19 protein-coding genes and 1 pseudogene are annotated in these 18,383 nt (G+C 39.8%); 2 read left to right on the top strand and 18 right to left on the bottom strand.

The features are described from left to right. The 15 genes and pseudogenes from FA727_RS05110 to FA727_RS05040 form a co-directional block, all read right to left on the bottom strand. Entirely contained in the window at nt 1-777 is a 777-nt protein-coding gene (locus FA727_RS05110) for an ABC transporter ATP-binding protein (protein ID WP_136829658.1), read from the bottom strand. Nucleotides 778-937: 160 nt separating this feature from the next. Beyond that, nucleotides 938-2,281, bottom strand: coding sequence for an aspartate aminotransferase family protein (locus FA727_RS05105; RefSeq protein WP_136829656.1), 1,344 nt, complete (start codon nt 2,279-2,281; stop codon nt 938-940). A gap of 12 nt (nt 2,282-2,293) precedes the next feature. After that, nucleotides 2,294-3,757, bottom strand: a complete 1,464-nt coding sequence (locus FA727_RS05100) for a CoA-acylating methylmalonate-semialdehyde dehydrogenase (protein ID WP_136829654.1) — start codon at nt 3,755-3,757, stop codon at nt 2,294-2,296. Between the two features lie 109 nt (nt 3,758-3,866). Continuing rightward, a complete protein-coding gene (locus tag FA727_RS05095) occupies nt 3,867-5,093 on the bottom strand; it encodes a Zn-dependent hydrolase (RefSeq protein WP_136829653.1) in 1,227 nt (408 codons plus the stop codon). Nucleotides 5,094-5,105: 12 nt separating this feature from the next. Continuing rightward, entirely contained in the window at nt 5,106-5,312 is a 207-nt protein-coding gene (locus FA727_RS05090) for a hypothetical protein (RefSeq protein ID WP_136829651.1), read from the bottom strand. A 307-nt stretch (nt 5,313-5,619) separates the two neighbouring features. After that, complete coding sequence (gene hydA, locus FA727_RS05085) at nt 5,620-7,038, bottom strand: dihydropyrimidinase (protein WP_136829649.1); 1,419 nt, start codon at nt 7,036-7,038, stop codon at nt 5,620-5,622. Nucleotides 7,039-7,053: 15 nt separating this feature from the next. Beyond that, complete coding sequence (gene preA, locus FA727_RS05080) at nt 7,054-8,337, bottom strand: NAD-dependent dihydropyrimidine dehydrogenase subunit PreA (protein ID WP_136829647.1); 1,284 nt, start codon at nt 8,335-8,337, stop codon at nt 7,054-7,056. Nucleotides 8,338-8,355: 18 nt separating this feature from the next. Continuing rightward, entirely contained in the window at nt 8,356-9,714 is a 1,359-nt protein-coding gene (locus tag FA727_RS05075; RefSeq protein WP_136829646.1) for an NAD(P)-dependent oxidoreductase, read from the bottom strand. A gap of 104 nt (nt 9,715-9,818) precedes the next feature. Continuing rightward, nucleotides 9,819-11,459 carry a PucR family transcriptional regulator gene (locus FA727_RS05070; protein ID WP_136829644.1) on the bottom strand — a complete coding sequence of 547 codons (1,641 nt, stop codon included), beginning with the start codon at nt 11,457-11,459 and terminating at the stop codon, nt 9,819-9,821. Between the two features lie 166 nt (nt 11,460-11,625). Continuing rightward, nucleotides 11,626-12,486: an AraC family transcriptional regulator gene (locus FA727_RS05065; protein WP_136829642.1), complete on the bottom strand. Its 861-nt coding sequence runs from the start codon at nt 12,484-12,486 to the stop codon at nt 11,626-11,628. An 83-nt stretch (nt 12,487-12,569) separates the two neighbouring features. Next, nucleotides 12,570-12,923 carry a VOC family protein gene (locus FA727_RS05060; RefSeq protein WP_136831019.1) on the bottom strand — a complete coding sequence of 118 codons (354 nt, stop codon included), beginning with the start codon at nt 12,921-12,923 and terminating at the stop codon, nt 12,570-12,572. Between the two features lie 72 nt (nt 12,924-12,995). Continuing rightward, a pseudogene (locus FA727_RS05055) lies at nt 12,996-13,457 on the bottom strand (GNAT family N-acetyltransferase); the annotation flags it as partial. Between the two features lie 122 nt (nt 13,458-13,579). Beyond that, nucleotides 13,580-13,750: an aspartyl-phosphate phosphatase Spo0E family protein gene (locus FA727_RS05050; protein WP_136829641.1), complete on the bottom strand. Its 171-nt coding sequence runs from the start codon at nt 13,748-13,750 to the stop codon at nt 13,580-13,582. A gap of 194 nt (nt 13,751-13,944) precedes the next feature. Further along, nucleotides 13,945-14,349 (bottom strand): hypothetical protein, encoded by a 405-nt coding sequence (locus FA727_RS05045; protein ID WP_136829639.1) that lies wholly within the window; start codon nt 14,347-14,349, stop codon nt 13,945-13,947. Then, nucleotides 14,349-15,044, bottom strand: coding sequence for a Type 1 glutamine amidotransferase-like domain-containing protein (locus FA727_RS05040; protein ID WP_136829637.1), 696 nt, complete (start codon nt 15,042-15,044; stop codon nt 14,349-14,351). The genes FA727_RS05045 and FA727_RS05040 overlap by 1 nt, the downstream gene beginning before the upstream one ends. Nucleotides 15,045-15,251: 207 nt before the next feature. Here FA727_RS05040 and FA727_RS05035 point away from each other — a divergent pair, with 207 nt between their 5' ends. Both FA727_RS05035 and FA727_RS05030 read left to right on the top strand, forming a co-directional pair. Next, complete coding sequence (locus FA727_RS05035; protein WP_136829635.1) at nt 15,252-15,998, top strand: DUF2087 domain-containing protein; 747 nt, start codon at nt 15,252-15,254, stop codon at nt 15,996-15,998. A gap of 15 nt (nt 15,999-16,013) precedes the next feature. Then, nucleotides 16,014-16,376, top strand: a complete 363-nt coding sequence (locus tag FA727_RS05030; protein ID WP_136829633.1) for a GIY-YIG nuclease family protein — start codon at nt 16,014-16,016, stop codon at nt 16,374-16,376. 34 nt (nt 16,377-16,410) lie between these two features. On the opposite strand, the gene FA727_RS05025 is transcribed toward FA727_RS05030, so the two are convergent. From FA727_RS05025 to FA727_RS05015, 3 genes are read right to left on the bottom strand one after another with little or no spacing between them, the layout of a single operon-like run. Further along, nucleotides 16,411-17,085, bottom strand: a complete 675-nt coding sequence (locus FA727_RS05025) for a hypothetical protein (protein WP_136829631.1) — start codon at nt 17,083-17,085, stop codon at nt 16,411-16,413. Nucleotides 17,086-17,101: 16 nt separating this feature from the next. Further along, on the bottom strand, nt 17,102-17,758 hold the full coding sequence (locus FA727_RS05020; RefSeq protein WP_158318788.1) for a hypothetical protein: 657 nt from the start codon (nt 17,756-17,758) through the stop codon (nt 17,102-17,104). Next, complete coding sequence (locus FA727_RS05015; RefSeq protein WP_136829627.1) at nt 17,748-18,383, bottom strand: YhbD family protein; 636 nt, start codon at nt 18,381-18,383, stop codon at nt 17,748-17,750. The genes FA727_RS05020 and FA727_RS05015 overlap by 11 nt, the downstream gene beginning before the upstream one ends.

The following is an 18,383-nucleotide window of genomic DNA, read 5'->3' as shown; positions in this document are numbered from 1 at the left end:
CTACACCCCTTCAAAGCTGTCTCGAATTTCAGAAATTAATTCATAGAACTCCTTACGATTTCGCATTTCTTTTGTCCTCGGTCTTGGCAAAGGAATCTCCACAACAGCAGATAATCGACCTGGATGAGGTGATAAGACAAACACTCTGTCTGATAGAAAAATTGCTTCTGATATGCTGTGAGTGACAAAGACAACCGTGTTACTAACCTTGCTCCAAATCGATAGCAGTTCCTCATTCAGCCGTTCCCTCGAAAACTCGTCTAAGGCAGAGAATGGTTCATCCATGAGCAAAATCTCTGGTTCTATCGCAAGTGCTCTTGCAATCGCAACCCTCTGTTGCATTCCTCCACTTAGCTGCCAAGGATATTTTTCTTTAAAATCAGTTAAGCCCACTAATTCTAACAAGCTATCGACACGCTTTTCCCGCTCTTCTTTTCCAATACCCATCATTTCGAGTGGCAGCGTGATGTTCTTCTTAATCTTTCGCCAATCATATAAAACAGGACTTTGAAAAACGATTCCATATTTTTGAGCTAACCGCGCTTCTTTAGCTGTTCCACCAGCAATCTTAATTTCTCCGTTTGTTGGTTGAATCAAATCCGCCATAATCCGGAGAAGTGTCGTTTTGCCACAACCAGATGGTCCTAATAGAGAAACAAACTCTCCCTTTCGAATATCTACAGTCACTTCTTCAAGTGCTAATACCTCAGACTTATCCGTTTGATATCGCATACTCACATGGTCCAGTTCAATTTCAGGCACTTGCGTTGTTGTCATCTCGTACTCTCCCTTCCTTCCCATAAACGACCCTTATTGTGATGTTTTATTACATTTTAGCGATAACAATTGGCAAATACATTAGACAAAATGTCAAACAATCATCCTTTGTTAGAAGTTCTAACAAAGAAAAATCCCCTCAAATTTGAGGGGACCATTTTCAAAGCTTATTCAACTCATTCGTAATCGTTTCAATTGAAAATTGTAGGTCTTCATCTGTGATATTAAGTGGTGGTGCGAGAGTTAACACATTATTATAGCCTGCAACCGTTGCACCATTTTTTCCAATAATCACTCCTGATGCCTTACATCCAGCTATCACTTGATTCACCAACTCAACAGCTAGTGGCTCCTTTGTTTCTTTGTCCTTGACAAGTTCAATTCCTATGAGTAGTCCTTTTCCTCTTACATCGCCGACATAAGCGTTTTCCTTCAGAAGGTTAGCTAACGTCTCCTTCAAGAAAGATCCCTTCATTTTCGAGCGTTCAAATAATTTCTCTTTTTCCATGATTTCAAGGTTTTTAAGGGCTAGTGCACAAGCAGCAGGATTCCCACCAAAGGTATTGACATGGCGGAAGTAATCATAGCTTTCCGTTCCTTTAAAAGCGTCATAGATTTCTTTTTTCACAGCGGTTGCAGATAAAGGCAAATAGGCACTCGTAATCCCTTTCGCCATCGTAATGATGTCTGGCTTAACACCGTAGTTCATGAACCCAAACGCTTCACCCGTTCGACCAAACCCACAGATTACTTCATCGACAATCAGAAGGGCTCCGTGTTTTTGACAAACCTCCTGCACACCAGATAAATAATTCTCATGTGGCATAATCACGCCACCACCAGTAATGATTGGCTCCATAATCACAGCCGCAATTGTTTCACTCATTTCCCACGTCATCACACGGTCAATTTCTTCAACCGATTTAAGCTTAAGTGGATTCTCCTCAGGTTCACGGTACTCATCAGGTGGAGCAACCTTAATAAATCCAGGAGCAAGCGGTTCGTATTTGTACTTTCGCTCCGCTTGACCGGTAGCCGAAAGCGCCCCCATCGAATTGCCATGATAGGCACGGTATCTGGAAATAAACTTATATCGATGGTGATCACCTTTTTGTTGATGGTACTGCCTGACAATTTTAAAAGCTGTTTCATTCGCTTCCGACCCGCTATTCGAGAAAAAGATGACATACTCTTCACCAAGCATTTCATTTAATTTTTCTGCTAAAAGTATGCCGGGCCTATGACTTTGTGAAAGAGGAAAATACGCCATTGTCTTTAACTGTTCATAAGCGGCTTCAGCAAGTTCTGTTCGCCCATATCCAACATTCACACACCACAACCCTGACATCGCATCTAAGTATCTTTTTCCGGTATGGTCAGTTACCCAAGAACCTTCTGCCTTCTCCGCGATCATCGTCGCATCTGGATTATATGGCTTCATCGAGTGCCAGACATAATCCTTATCCTTTGTGGCAATATCTACTTCCGCTTCAATTCCAGTCATCTTCTCACCCCTCTAATAATCAAATCGAGATGTAATCATTTTTTTCTTTGTGTAAAAATTAACACCATCCTTGCCGTTAACATGTAAGTCTCCATAGAAGGAATCCTTCCAACCTGAAAACGGGAAGAATGCCATTGTAGCAGGTACTCCCACATTAATTCCGAGCATTCCCGCCTCAGCTTCTTCTCGGAATTGTCTGACCGCTTTTGCATCCTTTGTATAGATCGTTGCTCCATTTCCGTATCTTGATTTGCTAATGTATTCAAGCCCTTCGTCCAAATCCCTTGCGCGTAAAAGGCTTAGGACAGGGGCAAAAATTTCTTCTTTTGCAATCGTCATTTCCGGTTTTACATGGTCAAAAATGGTGGCACCTAAGAAATATCCTTCTTCTTTTTCCTTCATGTCCTTACGTCCATCTCGAATGAGGTTGGCTCCTTCATCTTCACCCTTTTCGATATACTCAAGCACTTTCGCTCGATGAGATTCGCGAATCACTGGTGTCAATAAAACCTCTTCGTCGAGTCCATTTCCCATGATCAAGTCATCCGCTTTTTCCTTAAGAGCCTCGACAAACTCATCTCCATCTCCGACAACCACTACGGCACTACATGCCATACAACGCTGACCTGCACTACCAAAAGCAGAACTGATAATGTTGTCGACTGCTTTTCCCATATCGGCATCTGGCATAACAATATGATGATTCTTCGCTCCTGATAAAGCTTGAACCCTTTTTCCATTGGCAGCTGCACGTTCATACACATACTTTGCCACCGGCTGTGAGCCGACAAATGATATCGCTTTGACATCCGGATGTTCTAGTAGACCATTGACAACATCATGTGTTCCATGAACAATACTCAACACACCATTTGGTGCTCCTGCTTCTGTAAATAGCCGAGCTAGTTCATTTGATAATAGCGGCGTCCGTTCAGAAGGTTTCAATACAAAAGTGTTTCCGCAGGCTACTGCAAGTGGGAACATCCATAATGGCACCATCATCGGAAAGTTGTACGGTGTGATTCCACCGACAACCCCTAGAGGAAATCGAAACATTTCCGAATCAATTGTTGGAGCAATCGTCGACAACGTCTCTCCCATCATCAGGGTTGGTGCCCCTGCAGCAAATTCAACGCATTCAATTCCTCGCTGAACCTCACCATATGCCTCGTTGTAGGCTTTTCCATTTTCCTGGACGATGAGTTTAGCTAGCTTCTTATGGTTCTCTGTTAGCAAATAGTGATATTTGAATAGAATACGTGCGCGCTTAGGAACTGGCGTGTTTTTCCACGACTTGAAGGCTTCCTTTGCAATCTGAACTGCTTCATCCACATCATCCTTAGTTGAAAGTGGCACCTTCGCAAGCAATTCCCCAGTGGCAGGATTCAAAACATCTAACGTTTCACTGCTTTTAGACTGAACCCATGCTCCATTCAAATAATTTTTCAAAACAATTGTTTCACTCTTAATTAACAATGCGAATCTCCTCCTTTTGCCTTATTATCGTTCACATCCATATTGCGTTCATTAGACACTGCGTTAAACAATGGCGAAAAAAAATCTACTATAAATTAATAGTAGATCGCTACAATGATAGAACTGTTTCAAGCAAAATATTGACGCCTTTTTCACAGTCGTCCCATCTTGTTAATTCTTCTTCACAATGGCTTTTTCCATTAATGCTTTGCACAAATACCATTACGGTTGGGATATAGCTTGCAAGAAACTGAGCATCATGTCCTGCACCACTATCCATTCGCTTATATGGATAGCCTAGGGTTTTACACGCTTCTTCCACTTTATCGCACAACTCTTCATTAAAGAAAACCGTTTGACGGTCCCAAAGCTTTTCTGCTGAAATCGAGCATCCTTCATTTGAGGATATTTTAGTCAATTCAAGAATGATTTCCTCCACCTTCTGAATGATTGCTGGGTTCTTGTGTCTCGCCTCAAGGGTAAAGACTACTCTATTTGGAATGACCGTATGAATGTTCGGATAGGCATTGATTCGACCCATCGTAAACACTAAGTCACTGTCTAGCGCCCGCAATTTTCCCCGAGCCTGAGCAATCATATTCGTTGCTGCAAAAAGAGCATCCTTTCGCATATCCATTGGCGTAGTACCAGCGTGGTCTGACTCGCCCGTTACAACAAGTTCGTAGCATACCATTCCGAGCACACTTTCTACTACAGCAACAGGTAATCCTTCTCTTTCTAAAATTGGACCTTGCTCGATATGTAGTTCAAGAAATGCCGTGGCTTCTTTCAGCCTCGCCTCTTCGTCACCTTCATAACCAATAGCCTTGAGTGCCTCCTCAAAGGTAATCCCATCTACGTCATTTTTAGCGAGCATCGTCGCCTTATCGAATTTTCCGGATAAAACGCCTGAAGACATCATAGAAGGCTCGAATCTTGCACCTTCTTCATTCGTGATATTCATGAGCATCAATGGTGCACTTGGTTTAACATTGTTTTCAACCAGTGTCCTGGCAACCTCTAGTCCTGCGATCACCCCAAGCACCCCATCAAACCGTCCACCTTTTTTGACCGAATCGAGGTGAGAGCCAATAACGATTGGGGGCTTACTATTGTCGACTTCTTCAAGGGTCGCATAAATATTGCCCATGTCATCGACCTTCACAGACATTCCAAGCTCATGACAGCATTTACAGAAATAGTCTCTCGCTAGACGATCTTCCTCGGATAAGGCCAGCCTTGTCACACCGTTGTTTTCCGTGCGACCAAAGTTAGCAAATTCCTCAAGAGTTTCTTTCAGTCGTTCACCGTTTATTAATATTTTCTGTTTTTCCATTTTCGATCCTCCCTATTGATTCTGTTGGATTACCTTTACGGAAAAATATTTACGCCCCTCCGCAGTTAAAATATGAAGGATTTCTTTCTCTTCTTCAGCTTTTTGGAACTCCACAAGAGCTCCTTCTAAATTCTCCTGGATATTAGAGATTTTGTATCCCTTTTGATAAAGGTAGTCAATTCGGTCCCGCTCCTGTAAGTAATGCTGGTAATCCGACATTAGGTTTTATCCTCCTTTCACATTTGTTGTACAGGGAAGAATTCATGGTTACCTTTTAGGCAGTACTCCTTCATTAAGGGCGCTATGAACGTTTCTTAGTTCCCTTTTCCTTGAGTTCCGCTTGATTAAAGGCAATATGAACGCTTCTTAGTGACCTTTTTCTTGTGCCCTGCTTCATAAAAGGCATTATAAACGCTTCGTAGTTCCCTTTTTCTCGAATTCTCTTTCATAAAGAGCAATATGAATAGTTTTATCCTACGACCAATTCACACTTCCCAGACAATTCGGGTAGCCCTCACTACGCACCTCAGCTAACCACTGACCCAACTTCTTCCGTTACCTTCTCTTCCCCATACTTCGCACGCTTCAAGTATTGTCCAGCACCTGCTTTTCCGACAAACTGCTTATCTAAAATCACAAACTCCCCGCGTGACAATACCGTTACGGGTTCGCCAACTACTTGTTTTCCCTCAAAGGCATTATAGTCCACTGCCATATGATGTAATTCAGCCGAAATGACTCGCTCTACATTCGGGTCAAAAATCACAATATCCGCATCTGCACCAACCGCAATCGTCCCTTTTTTCGGGTACAAGCCGAACAGCTTCGCCGCACGAGTCGATGTTAAATCCACAAACTGGTTCAGCGTGATTTTTCCTTTTTTCACACCTTCTGAGAACAAAATACTCACGCGATCTTCAATGATTGGCCCACCATTTGGAATTAACGAGAAATCTTCTTTTCCCAATGTTTTCTGTCCATCAAAATCAAATGAACATTGGTCTGACCCAATCGTTTGTAAAGTTCCTGATTTCAAAGCATTCCATAATACTTCTTGATTCCATTTTTCACGTAAAGGAGGCGACCACACATATTTTGCTCCTTCAAAATCCGGTTTCTCTAAATAGGATTGATCTAGAACCAAATACTGCGGACAAGTTTCTCCCCAAATATCAACACCATTGCTTCGGGCCTCAGCAATTTTACGAGCGGCCTCAGCACAGCTAACATGGACTACATATAGTTGGGAACCTGCAAGTGCAGTTAAGGTAGCTGCTCTTCCTGTCGCTTCTCCTTCTGCTTCAGGTGGTCGAGTTAAAGCATGGTAAATCGGGTCTGTATTCCCTTCAGCCAAAGCCTTTTTCACTAAGTAATCAATGACATCGCCATTTTCCGCGTGCACCATTACAAGTGCTCCTAATTCCTTTCCAGCCAACAGCGTTTTAAAAAGCGTTTCATCATCTGCTTGGAAAACATTTTTATAAGCCATAAAGACCTTAAAGGAAGTAATTCCTTCATTCTCAATGACCTTTGGCAGTTCACTCAATACTTCATCGCTTCCTTCGACGATCTGGAGGTGGAAGCCATAATCGATAACGGCTTTGTCTTTTGATTTCGCATGCCATGTATCAATCGCACTTTGCAGCGATTTCCCTTTCGAGGTTAAACAGAAATCAATCACCGTGGTTGTACCACCAAATGCAGCAGCGATCGTTCCTGTCTCGAAATCATCTTTCGTTACTGTGCCACCAAAAGGCATATCGAGGTGCGTATGGGGATCAATTCCTCCTGGAAAAAGGTAATTTCCTTTTGCATCAATGACCTCTGCTCCTTCAGTCGACAGTTTCGAACCAATTTGCGTAATGACACCATTTTCAATACATACATCTGCTTGATACGTATCACTTGCGGTTACTACGATTCCATTAATGATTACTTTTTTCACAAAATTCCCTCCTCGTTATTTCACAGTATCCACAGCACAACCTAAAGCTCCGATTGCTGCTTGTCTTTCATTCCATGTCATTGGAGGAAACTCATTTGGCAGCTCAACCAAATCGATTGCTCCATCTACTGGGCAGACAATGGAACATAAGTTACAGCCGACACAATCCTCCTCACGCACTCGTAAAATTGAGTTACCCTTTCCATCTTTTAACATGTCAATACATTGATGGGATGTATCTTCGCATGCGATATGACACTTATTGCAGTTAATACATACGTCATTATTAATTCGTGCAACAACCTTATAATTAAGGTCTAGATCTCCCCAATCGGAATACTTAGGAACCGCCTTTCCGACAATTTCGCTAACAGAAGCAATTCCTTTTTCATCTAAATAATTGTTCAAGCCTTCAATCATATCCTCAACAATGCGGAAACCATGGTGCATGGCAGCTGTACACACTTGAACACCTGTCGCTCCCATCAACATAAATTCAATCGCATTTTCCCAGTTAGAAATCCCGCCAATTCCAGAAATCGGAATATTAACCCTTGGATTTCGGGCACATTCTCCGACCATGTGTAGGGCAATCGGCTTCACCGCTGGCCCACAATATCCACCATGAGCACCTTTCCCAGCGACATGTGGAATCGTATTCCAACTATGAATATCTACACCTGCTAAACTATTGATCGTGTTAATCATACTAATCGCGTCAGCACCACCTTGAACTGCTGCTTCTGCTGTTACAGTAATGTCCGTGATATTTGGCGTCAGTTTCACGATAACAGGAGTTTGTGCCACCTCTTTTACCCAGAAGGTTTGCTTTTCAACAAGGGCCGGGACCTGACCAGACGCAGCACCCATACCACGCTCGGCCATACCGTGAGGACAACCAAAATTCAACTCAAGCCCATCAACACCAACAGCCTCAACTTTTTTCACAATCTCATGCCATTTATCTTGCTGCGGCTCCACCATTAGCGAAGCAATTATCGCATGGTTTGGAAATCGTTTCTTCGTTTCATAGATTTCCTTTAAATTCACCTCTAGAGGACGGTCCGTAATCAATTCGATATTATTAAAGCCAGCAACTCTTTGTCCGTTAAAGCTTACTGCTGCAAATCGTGAACTTGTATTGATAATTGGCTCTCCCAACGTCTTCCACACGGCTCCTCCCCAACCAGCCTCAAATGCCCTCTGGACCTGATATCCGGAATTGGTCGGAGGCGCCGAGGCAAGCCAAAAGGGATTGGGAGATTTAATGCATGCTAGATTGATACTTAAATCTGCCATTCTATTCCCCTCCTATTCTCATACCGTTTCCATCGTCGGCATCAACAGCTGATGGATGCTATAGGCGCTCTTTTTTCCTTGTTGAGCAGCGGAAACGACCATCGCTTCCCCTTGCCCTTTGCCAAAAATAACATCGCCACACGCAAATACTTTGGCGTTCGTAGTTTGAAAGGTTTCTGGATTAATTGTGACCACACCGCCATCATGTTCAATCTCAAACGCTTCAATTAAATCCAAATATCTTGACTGGCCAATTGCTTTAATCACAGCATCAACCTCTAATGTGAATTCAGAGCCCTTGATAGGTACAGGTCGACGTCGACCATCTTCTCTAGGCTCGCCTAATTCCATTTTCATACATTCGATTCCTACGACTTTTCCTTCATGACCAATAATTTTGTTTGGGGCTGTTAACCAACGAAACTCCACACCATCCTGCTTGGCAAAATCATATTCAAAATCGTAAGCAGTCATTTCTTCCAATGTACGACGGTAAAGAATTTTGACATTCTCCGCTCCTAAGCGCACCGAACAAGTAGCTGCATCAATCGCTGTATTTCCAGCTCCAATCACCGCCACTTTTTTTCCTAAAAGAGCATCCGTTATCGGCTTCGTTTTCGTTTCCTTTACAAATTCAATTGCATCAAAGACACCAGCCAATTCTTCACCAGGAATCCCCAAAGCTGGAACATGAGCCATACCAATTGCTAACAGCACAGCATCATAACTATCCAGGATTTCTTTTACTGAAATATCCCTCCCAACTCTTGTATTTGTTCTAATCTCCACATCCATGCTAGCTACTTGTTCAACCTCCCAATACGAGACAGCTTTCGGGAGACGAAAAGAAACAATGCCATACGTATTTAAGCCTCCTGCTTTTTCCTCCGCTTCAAAAATCGTTACATCATATCCCAGTAAAGCTAGCTCTCTTGCCGCAGATAAACCAGCTGGTCCACCGCCAACAATCGCAACTGACTTTCCTATCTTTTCGCCAACAGAAAATAAAATCTTTTCATTTTTCATTGCCCAATCGGTTGCATATCGCTGTAAGTTTCCGATCATAATCGGTTTGGTTGCATGATTTAAGACGCAAGCTCCTTCGCATAATTCTTCAGTTGGACAAACACGAGAACAGCTCGCACCAACTGGATTGGCACTCATTATCGTTTTCGCTGACCCTTTGAGATTGCCTGAAGCAATTTTTTTAATAAAAGTAGGAACATCAATTCCCGTAGGACACGCTTGTATACAAGGAGCGTCATAGCAATAGAGGCAGCGGTTTGCTTCTTCTAATGCCTCTCGATTTGAAAGACCAGCCTCAACCTCTTCAAAGTTCCTACTTAAATCTTCATACGAAATTCTTATGAGACTCATGTATTTGACCTCCTTTTTTAACCGAATTTTCTGATATTAAAAAGTATAGGTCTTGCCCTTTAGTGCTTCAATGGACACAATGTCAAATAAACACATTTGTTCTTTCAACGAATCACTCGTAATAAGGATGTTTCTTTTTCACTAGACATCAAATAACGATACGCATATAAAGCAAATTCTATTGCTGGACGTTTAAATGACTCCATAAAATCTTCTCCAAGCAATTCTTTGATCTTGTCGAGTCGATGATATAGTGTCTGCCTCACAATATAGAGCTCCTTGGCGGCATCCTTTTTAGACCCATTCGATTCTAAAAACACAGCCAATGTCTTCAAAAGTTCACTATTATGCCTTTTGTCGTGCTCAATCACTGAACCAATATATTCATTCATATATTCCTCTAGGTGACCTTGTTTTTCTAACAAAGATACCAAACGGAAAATATGCAAATTCTCGTAAAAGATTTCGTCAGAAATCCCAACCTTCTTCTGAATTTCTAACGATTCTTTTGCTGTTTTATAGCTATCTGAAATCTGATGAATCGATGTCGTATATTTTCCAACACCAAAATGTGGGGTATTATTAGAAGCTTGCATAAAAAGATCTGTCTTCTCAATTTGTTGCAACGCCTTTTTCATTCGTAGCTTCCAATCATCTTCTCTGAGGTTCAATAATACGAAGTTCAATTCTTGATGGTCTTCAACTGTATATAGATACAGTCCATAATTTTGAAAGATATTTCGAAAAATCGATTTGTAATAGGAATAGGTTGACTCATCAATTCTTTCATCAATCTCACATACACATACAACTACGCCATATGGATCGACAGTTGGAAAAATGGATCGGAGTGTTTTTTCAAGCTGTACCTGAGAAAGTTCCCCGTTTAACCATTCCTGAATCCATTGCCTTTCCTTGTATTTATTCTGTTCTTCTACGTAGAAAATCCGCAGCAAATCTTGAGAAATAGCTGTTGCACAACGGTCAAGGACTACTAGGTCATAGTCACTAACCATTTTATCTCGAGGAAAAATGATTAACTCGGCGAATTTATGGCCCAGAGTTTGTATGGATTGACCTGCATAGTCACTTGAAGGGGTTTGAAATTGCTTGTTTGGGTTATATATGCGCTCTTGTTTATAGTTTTCTACTACGCGGTGATAACGCTCTTGTTCTTTCATATTTTGAACAGGAGCGAACAGTACCTCATCCCCATTTTTCGATAGATAGAGGACCTGTAAATTTAAATGTTCATTTAGTAGATTCAAAACTCTTTTAAACGCATTGGGTAATAGAAGGGTTTGATTAAGTTTTCTTGAAAAGCTTTCTAAATCACTAAGCAGCTTATACTGGTTATTCATTAAATGCGTGTTAATGGATTGTGTAATGTCAATAAATCGGACTTCTTCATGAAAAACAATAATTGGGAAATGGTGCTCCTTTGCAAGCACGATCATGTCCTGAGGGATTTCATTTTTGTATTTCACAAGCTCCACACAAAGACCAGCAGCGCCTGCTTCAATTAGTTCTTGTAAGTAAGATGTAGGCTTGATTTGTTCTCCCCAGCCAACTCCTGTCGAAAGAATTAGTTCATTTCCGTTCAAAAGAGCTCCTATCTCTGGTACTTCCATTACATGGACCCACCTGATCACTCGTTCAAGCCCTTCAGAACCAGCAACGACCGTCGCGTTTGAAAAACATGGATTCTCGAGCACCTGACGAACTGTGACTACAAAAGCTCCCATATTACTCCCCCTCGTTCATTTTTAATGCTAGTAAATGTAACATATTTTTCCTATCCCTTCTATCTTCTTGTAAAGTTTTCTGACACGGTTTCAATTGCAAACAAAAAAAGGAAAAGAAGAGACAAAGCTCAACTTTTCCTATTGGTGTTCAAAGTAGATTAACCTCTTACTTCAACGGAATCCAGATCTCAGAATAATAGTTTGGATCATTTGGATTTTCCGCTGGATATACCTCTAACTCAGGTGTCCCCGCATGCTCATATTGATGGGAAGGGAACCATTCTGAGAAGATTTGCTTCCATGTTTTTTGCATAGCATCTGGCATCGGTCCATGTACCTCAAACACAACCCATTTTGAAGCTGGAATATCAAGCGTTTCTAAATTCCCCACTTCAGTACTATTCGAATTCGTTGCAATCCAATAATCAATTTTATCCGGATGTTTCCCTCTATTGTCAACACAAACCCCTAGCACCCCTTTCAATTCACCGTCATTCAATGAAATCAACAAATCGTTGGTTCCATCCGCATGTACCTCATCCCACATTTTTGGAATTTCCTTTAGATTTTCATCATTCACTAACGAAAACTCTCTTTTTACTCCGATTACCTGAAATGCATCCTTCTCAACAATCTGATACCTCATTGGTTCTGCCCCTTTCAAATTCACCTGAATGATCAGGCGATTATAAGATTTCAGCCTCCCCTTATGCTTCCGTGCCTCAGAGGGTGTTATGTCATGCTGTTTACGAAAAGCTTTCGAGAAAGCCTCGGGAGTGTCATAGAGATATTTGAGGGCAAGATCGATAATTTTCACATCTGTATTAACAAGCTCCTGTGCAGCCAATGACAACCGTCTTCGCCTGAGATAATCTCCAACAGAAATATCGGTTAAAATGGAAAAAGTTCGTTGAAAATGAAATTGTGATGAATTAGCTACTTGCGCAATATCCTCAATCGAAATTTCCTCTAACAGATTCTCTTCCATAAAATCAATGGCTTTTTGTAATGATTCAACCCACCCCATATGCCTCACTCCTTAAATCAATCTTAGCAATCTGAAAGAAAGCAATCCTGTCATTTCCTGCTTTCACATGACGGGCCAAGTACCTATCCACATACTCCTAAAGGATTTCCATCCGGATCATAGAAGGTAAAGAATCTAGTATTTCCCTCACGATCAATTTGATTTACCTTAACCCCTTTTTCTACTAATCTTTCATACGTTTTTTCAAAATCTTCAGGGATAAAGTTATAATACTTACCTACACCAAAATCATTTTCAGGGAACTTCATCGGTTGATGATTCACAGTTCTCACAAGACAGACAACTGTTTGAGACTCTCCCGATATTCTCAGAACAGCGGCCTCTTCTTCCTGATATACTAATGTAAACCCAAGTACTTCCTCATACCACTTTGCCGATACATCTGGATTATTAACAGGAACAAAGACTCCTTCCATACCTTTTAAGAGTGACTTTTCACTTTCCTCGGAGGTCGGTAAAAGCTTCGCCATATAATTCTCATTTAAATATTCAGCACCAATTTTAACGGAGTGCTTTTTCGTCCCTTCAATTTCGAATCCCATTTTTCGATACAACGCTATCGCTGATTCATTTCGCTGGATAACGGTTAATTCTAATCGGTGAATTTGCTTTTCATTCGCCCACACATCCAATTGTTGAAAAAGTTTGGTTCCAATCCCCAATCCTCGGTATTGCTTTAATATCCCAATAACAAGATAAACAGAATGCTTGTCTCGTTTGGCTGTGCCACCTATCGCGATCAAATAGCCAATCAATTCATCATCTTTTTCAGCAAGAAAAATAGTAGAATTATGTGATTTCTTCATTCCTTCTAGTCTCTTAACCTGTTGCTCAACCGTCAAGTTTCGTTCCCCTGGTTCCATCAACATAAAGTCAGATTCACTTTCAACCTGTTTAATTAAATCAACGAATTTTCCAGCATCCTCTAATGTAATTTCTCTAATTTTCATGGAATCGCCCCCTTTTAAACTTTTTCACTTCTATTTCTATAGAGACATAACAATTTCCTTTTAAATGCCAAAAAACGATGCTTTTTCTAAGCATCGTTTTTAATATAGGTTTATAGACCTACTCAGTTTTTTCTTTGAGAAGTTTGATGTTGCATAATTAATTCATCAAGCTTTTGGCTATATTTGATTGTTTCTGAATTTAATAATCCTTTATTATATCCAGTCTTCATCATTTTGCTTCTAAGGTGTTCAATGTTCTTATGTAAGTCTGTGTGTTTTGTATCTATCTTCACGGATAAATCCTCCTAAAAAAACAATATCAGAGAAATTATTACCTATTATAACAGTAAATGGTATTATCTTGTAAACTTATTTTACAATATTTTTGACAAATTTTCAGCCATTCAAACTTAACTTAGAAAATTTCTCCTAGGATAAAGTATCTATTTAGTGGATAAAATATGATATTTTACATAAAAAAAGACTGTCACGAAACAGTCTTTTCATCATCCTTAATTTTTTGTACTACAAATCCTAATAGAAGGTAAACGATACCTATCCCGAAAACCAACCATTCAATAAGACTCCCCATTGCTCCCCTAATGATAAAGAAAGAAATGAGAGCTGCTATTCCAGTGAAAAAACTATACATCATAAAGAATTTTCTCCAACTCGGGCGGTTGAGCTTGAAAACGCCTATGGAAGTAATTAATCCAAGGATTAAGAGGACGCCTACTATTAACAAGAGTGATATCACCCATACTATTGAACTGGCGAACCCCATAGCTAGTAGGATAGCAAATGATAAGGTTAGCGCCAAAATAATCATTAATGGCACCACAATTACTCCTAATAGTAAAGCGAGATTTTTCCAATTGATTTCAGAATTCATCACTTATCACCTAAATAAGTCTTTTCGAGTTCTTCCTCGATAACTCCATTATCTAGATAGACCTTATACGCTTTTGCATTTGGTCTAGAAGTTACCACCTGATGAAGTTCTTCATCAATAAAATGAAGAGCTGCCCCATCATCTACCCCATATCCAGTAGATAATTCTTTTGCTTCAATTAATTTCCGATAGGCTGGTTGTCTATCAACTTCCCCATCATAATGCGGGCAATAGCTACCTTTCAGGAATCCAAGTGCGCCAATCGGATCCATCCCTCCGAAAGAACCTGTGACTCCTTCTTCAAACCAGCAAATCGCCCCTGCACTGATTCCAGCAATTATAATACCTTGATTCCACGCCTTTTTGAGGATGGCATCTAAGCCCCATTCCTTCCATAGGGCCACTAAATTTTTCGTATTTCCTCCACCGACGTAAATAATATCTTTATCTAAAATAAACCCTTCCAAATCTCTCGTTGGAGGAACAAATAGAGATAAATGGGATGGTTCACAATTCATTTTTTCAAAAAACTGATAGAAACGTGAAATATAATCCTCTGAATCTCCACTCGCAGTTGGAATAAAGCAGATTTTTGGTCTTTCCTTATTTGATTGTTTAAGAATATAAGTGTCTAATAGTGGGTTTTCAGGTTCCATCGAGAACCCGCCTCCACCTAAAGCGATGATTTGTTTCATAAAATAATACCCTCCCTCCTTAAATATTTCTACAAATGAATACAATTTCCTCTATAATTTTCGCACAAACATTTTCTCGATTTATCAAGTCATCAACAAACAATCATCTCATTTGTTTATATTTCGTTTGACTAAACATAAACTTTTTATTAATATGTTTGTATATTAGCAAATAGATCAATTAACCGTTTAGGACGTGTGAACACAATGGATGTTTCTGAATTATTTTGGAATGCTTCATTAGAAGAATTAAAAAGAGGTTATATCGAGGAAAAGAACGTCTATACTTGCCTCCTATGTGGCAAGAAAATCGATAAAGGAGTCATTTATCCATACAATGATGTTCTATATGAGGCAGAGCGCTTCATTCGCATTCATATTGAATTGTCTCATCAATCTGTTTTTGATTACCTACTTGGAATGGATAAGAAACTTACTGGACTAACCGAGCATCAAAAAGGACTACTCGATCTTTTTTACCAAGGAAAAAGTGATACAGAGGTACAAACTGAGCTAGGAATAGGAAGTACCTCAACCATTCGCCACCATCGTTTCGCGTTAAAGGAAAAGGAACGACAAGCGAAAACTTTTTTAGCATTAATGGAGCTGCTAAAAGAAAAGGACGAATATGCACCCGCCTTCATTCCTGTTCATAAAACTGCGAAAATGGTTGACGAGCGTTATAACGTTACCGAAGAAGAACAAGCAGAAATGATTAAGAAGTTCTTTTCCAATGGGAAATTAAAGAAATTCCCTTCAAAGGAAAAGCAAAAACTAGTAGTATTACAGGAGATTACGAAACAATTAAAAGTCAATCATGCTTACGACGAAAAAGAATTGAATCAGTCTCTAAAGAAATGTTATGAGGATTACGTATTAATTAGAAGGTATTTAATCGAATATGGATTTATTGATCGTAAGCCTGATGGAAGTCAATATTGGCTAATAAAATAAAGTAAGGTGATAAAAATGGTACGTAAAAAGGAATTAAAACAACAATTTAAAGAAATAGAAGTACAAGCTGGTGTTTATCAAATTAAAAATACGGTAAACGGAAAAGTATTCGTTGGTAGTACGAAAAATTTAAAAACATTAAATGGATTAAGATTTATGCTTGAAACAAACGGTGGTAATTCCATTTATACCGAGGTTCAAAAGGAATGGCATCAATTCGGTAAGGACGCCTTCCATATCGAAGTTTTAGAGATCTTAAAAAAGAAAGAGGAGCCCTACTATAATGAGAAAGAAGCATTAGAAGAGCTCGAAAATAAATGGTTAGAGAAACTTCAACCATATGGTGAAAAAGGCTATAACAAACCAAAAACTTCATAAGTCTATGAAAAGTCGATCACAAGAATCGACTTTTTTAGATCTTAACCGATTTCTTCACATCTGCTTCTTCTGAAATTCGGATATCTTCTCGATATTCGACTAAATCAATCTGGCAGCCTGGCCCGATATGAACATGTTTTCCTCGAACAGTCTTCGCTTTCGTATGTTCGAGCTCGAGCACATCCCCCTCAATCATATCAGCCATAAGCTCTTTATTTAAGATGGAAAATAACTTATCCAATTGCATGAAGCTCTGTTTATCCCTTTTCACCGAGATCGTCTCCCCACCAATTTCTTTTACAGATGAACGTCCACTTAATGAGATAGCAATCGTGTCTGCATTCAAAAGACCATCAATCGTAAAAACACCATTTAATTCAGCATTTTCAACTTCACAATCCCCTTCAATTTTCATCATGCCATTTAGTTCCAAATCTTTTCCCTCAATACTATTCAAAAATGTTGACTTCCCGTTGATTTCCATCGATTTAAAGGTCACAAGTCCTTCATTCCTTGAATGACCATTAATCGTCATTTCTTCGACGTAAACACCATCAAGCATTTTGGAATGCCCATTTACTTCTACAACTTTTGCATTGATTTCTCCATGAACAACACCATGTCCATTAACGATTACCCGTTCAAATGAACCCCCACCTGATTTCCCATGTCCAGAAATAATTAAGTCCCCTTTTTGTTCTACAGTCATTTGTGAAATCCTCCCATTAGATCTTTTTGGCTTCTCCAACTTTTGAATCTCTATTTTCAAAATTCTCCCGGTATTCCACTAACCCAATTTGACAGCCAGGACCAAGCTCAATGTCATTCCCTCTCACGACTTTAGCAGTTGTATACTCAAGATAGATTGTGTCTCCTTCAATCAAGTCAGCCTCAAGTCTGTACTTCCGATTTAGTAAACTCTTACTTTTAATCAGAATTTCTTCTCCACCAATTTCTGTTACAGCACTCGGTGCCATTTGTAAATTGACAACTAATTGACCAACATTTTGAGAACCCTCAATATCAAATCCACCTTTGACATTCATCTCTTCTACTTCTATATTTCCAGATGAATTCAAAAATCCCTTTATTTTTAAAAGTTCGGTTCGAATGGACCCAACATTTAATTCTCCGGTCACTTTGACCTCCTCACTAATGAGGTCACCCTCTACATCACCTTGGCCAGTAATTTTGAAATACTGAAAAGTGGCATCCCCTTGTACCGTACAACTTCCAGTAAATTTTGCTTCTTTTGCTACTACATTCCCACTAACGATCCCGTTACCGGTAATCGCTACTCTTTCATAATCTCCACCAGGGTAAGTTCCATCCCCAACAATTTTCAAATCCTTCATCGCATAGTTCCCCATCTCAATAACCACTCCTCACGAACACATTGAATACTTCATTAATGACATCTTCAATTTTCAAGTGCACGGCCACCTTTGTTTTGGAATCTACGAAAAATGGGCTAGCATTTGTCACAAGTAGCACTGTTGCAACACCTAATTTTCTTAAAACTACAATAGACGCATGGTTTTTTTCCAGTTTCGGGTAATAGTCCGACAAAGTTTGAATCAGTTGTTTTCCTTCTTCCCAGCCAATTTCTCCAGTTTCCAAAGCTTTATCTAGAATGTACAAATACAATGTTGTTTGAAACGTAATCGTCTTAAGCGTCCCTTGCTGCTCTTCGTAAATTTGAATCGCATTCTTCGAAACAATGTTATGTTTCTCGAAATCCTCTTTAGACAATTTGATGTCTTTCGTATTGGGTGAGAATGCGTTCGCTAATTCGTCGAGAGAAAGGTCCTCTTTTAATTCCTTAATCCTGTTCACGCGCTCAAGTATCTTTTCTTTCGGAAAAAATGTTTCTTGCCCTGTGAAAGTTGACTTTCTAATAAACCAATCCTCAGGAATTAATTTCTTTCTTTTCCAACGATATAACTGACCGTACGTAATATTCGTTTCTTCTAGGAGCTCCTTTTTTGATATGAGTGTTTCATCCAT

The organism is Robertmurraya kyonggiensis (assembly GCF_005116465.1).
Taxonomy (GTDB): domain Bacteria; phylum Bacillota; class Bacilli; order Bacillales; family Cytobacillaceae; genus Robertmurraya; species Robertmurraya kyonggiensis.
The sequence above is the reverse complement of the archived record's forward strand: the minus strand, read 5'-3'. Positions and strand labels throughout refer to the sequence as shown.

Coding starts and splice junctions, on each gene's coding strand:
- FA727_RS05040 (WP_136829637.1), bottom strand. CDS start 15,044: ATGAAACAAATCATCGCTTTAGGTGGAGGCGGGTTCTCGATGGAACCT.
- FA727_RS05065 (WP_136829642.1), bottom strand. CDS start 12,486: ATGGGGTGGGTTGAATCATTACAAAAAGCCATTGATTTTATGGAAGAG.
- FA727_RS05035 (WP_136829635.1), top strand. CDS start 15,252: ATGGATGTTTCTGAATTATTTTGGAATGCTTCATTAGAAGAATTAAAA.
- FA727_RS05070 (WP_136829644.1), bottom strand. CDS start 11,459: ATGGGAGCTTTTGTAGTCACAGTTCGTCAGGTGCTCGAGAATCCATGT.
- FA727_RS05015 (WP_136829627.1), bottom strand. CDS start 18,383: ATGGATGAAACACTCATATCAAAAAAGGAGCTCCTAGAAGAAACGAAT.
- FA727_RS05030 (WP_136829633.1), top strand. CDS start 16,014: ATGGTACGTAAAAAGGAATTAAAACAACAATTTAAAGAAATAGAAGTA.
- FA727_RS05045 (WP_136829639.1), bottom strand. CDS start 14,349: ATGAATTCTGAAATCAATTGGAAAAATCTCGCTTTACTATTAGGAGTA.
- FA727_RS05075 (WP_136829646.1), bottom strand. CDS start 9,714: ATGAGTCTCATAAGAATTTCGTATGAAGATTTAAGTAGGAACTTTGAA.
- FA727_RS05060 (WP_136831019.1), bottom strand. CDS start 12,923: ATGGAAGGAGTCTTTGTTCCTGTTAATAATCCAGATGTATCGGCAAAG.
- FA727_RS05105 (WP_136829656.1), bottom strand. CDS start 2,281: ATGACTGGAATTGAAGCGGAAGTAGATATTGCCACAAAGGATAAGGAT.
- FA727_RS05095 (WP_136829653.1), bottom strand. CDS start 5,093: ATGGAAAAACAGAAAATATTAATAAACGGTGAACGACTGAAAGAAACT.
- preA (WP_136829647.1), bottom strand. CDS start 8,337: ATGGCAGATTTAAGTATCAATCTAGCATGCATTAAATCTCCCAATCCC.
- FA727_RS05110 (WP_136829658.1), bottom strand. CDS start 777: ATGACAACAACGCAAGTGCCTGAAATTGAACTGGACCATGTGAGTATG.
- FA727_RS05025 (WP_136829631.1), bottom strand. CDS start 17,085: ATGACTGTAGAACAAAAAGGGGACTTAATTATTTCTGGACATGGGAAA.
- FA727_RS05090 (WP_136829651.1), bottom strand. CDS start 5,312: ATGTCGGATTACCAGCATTACTTACAGGAGCGGGACCGAATTGACTAC.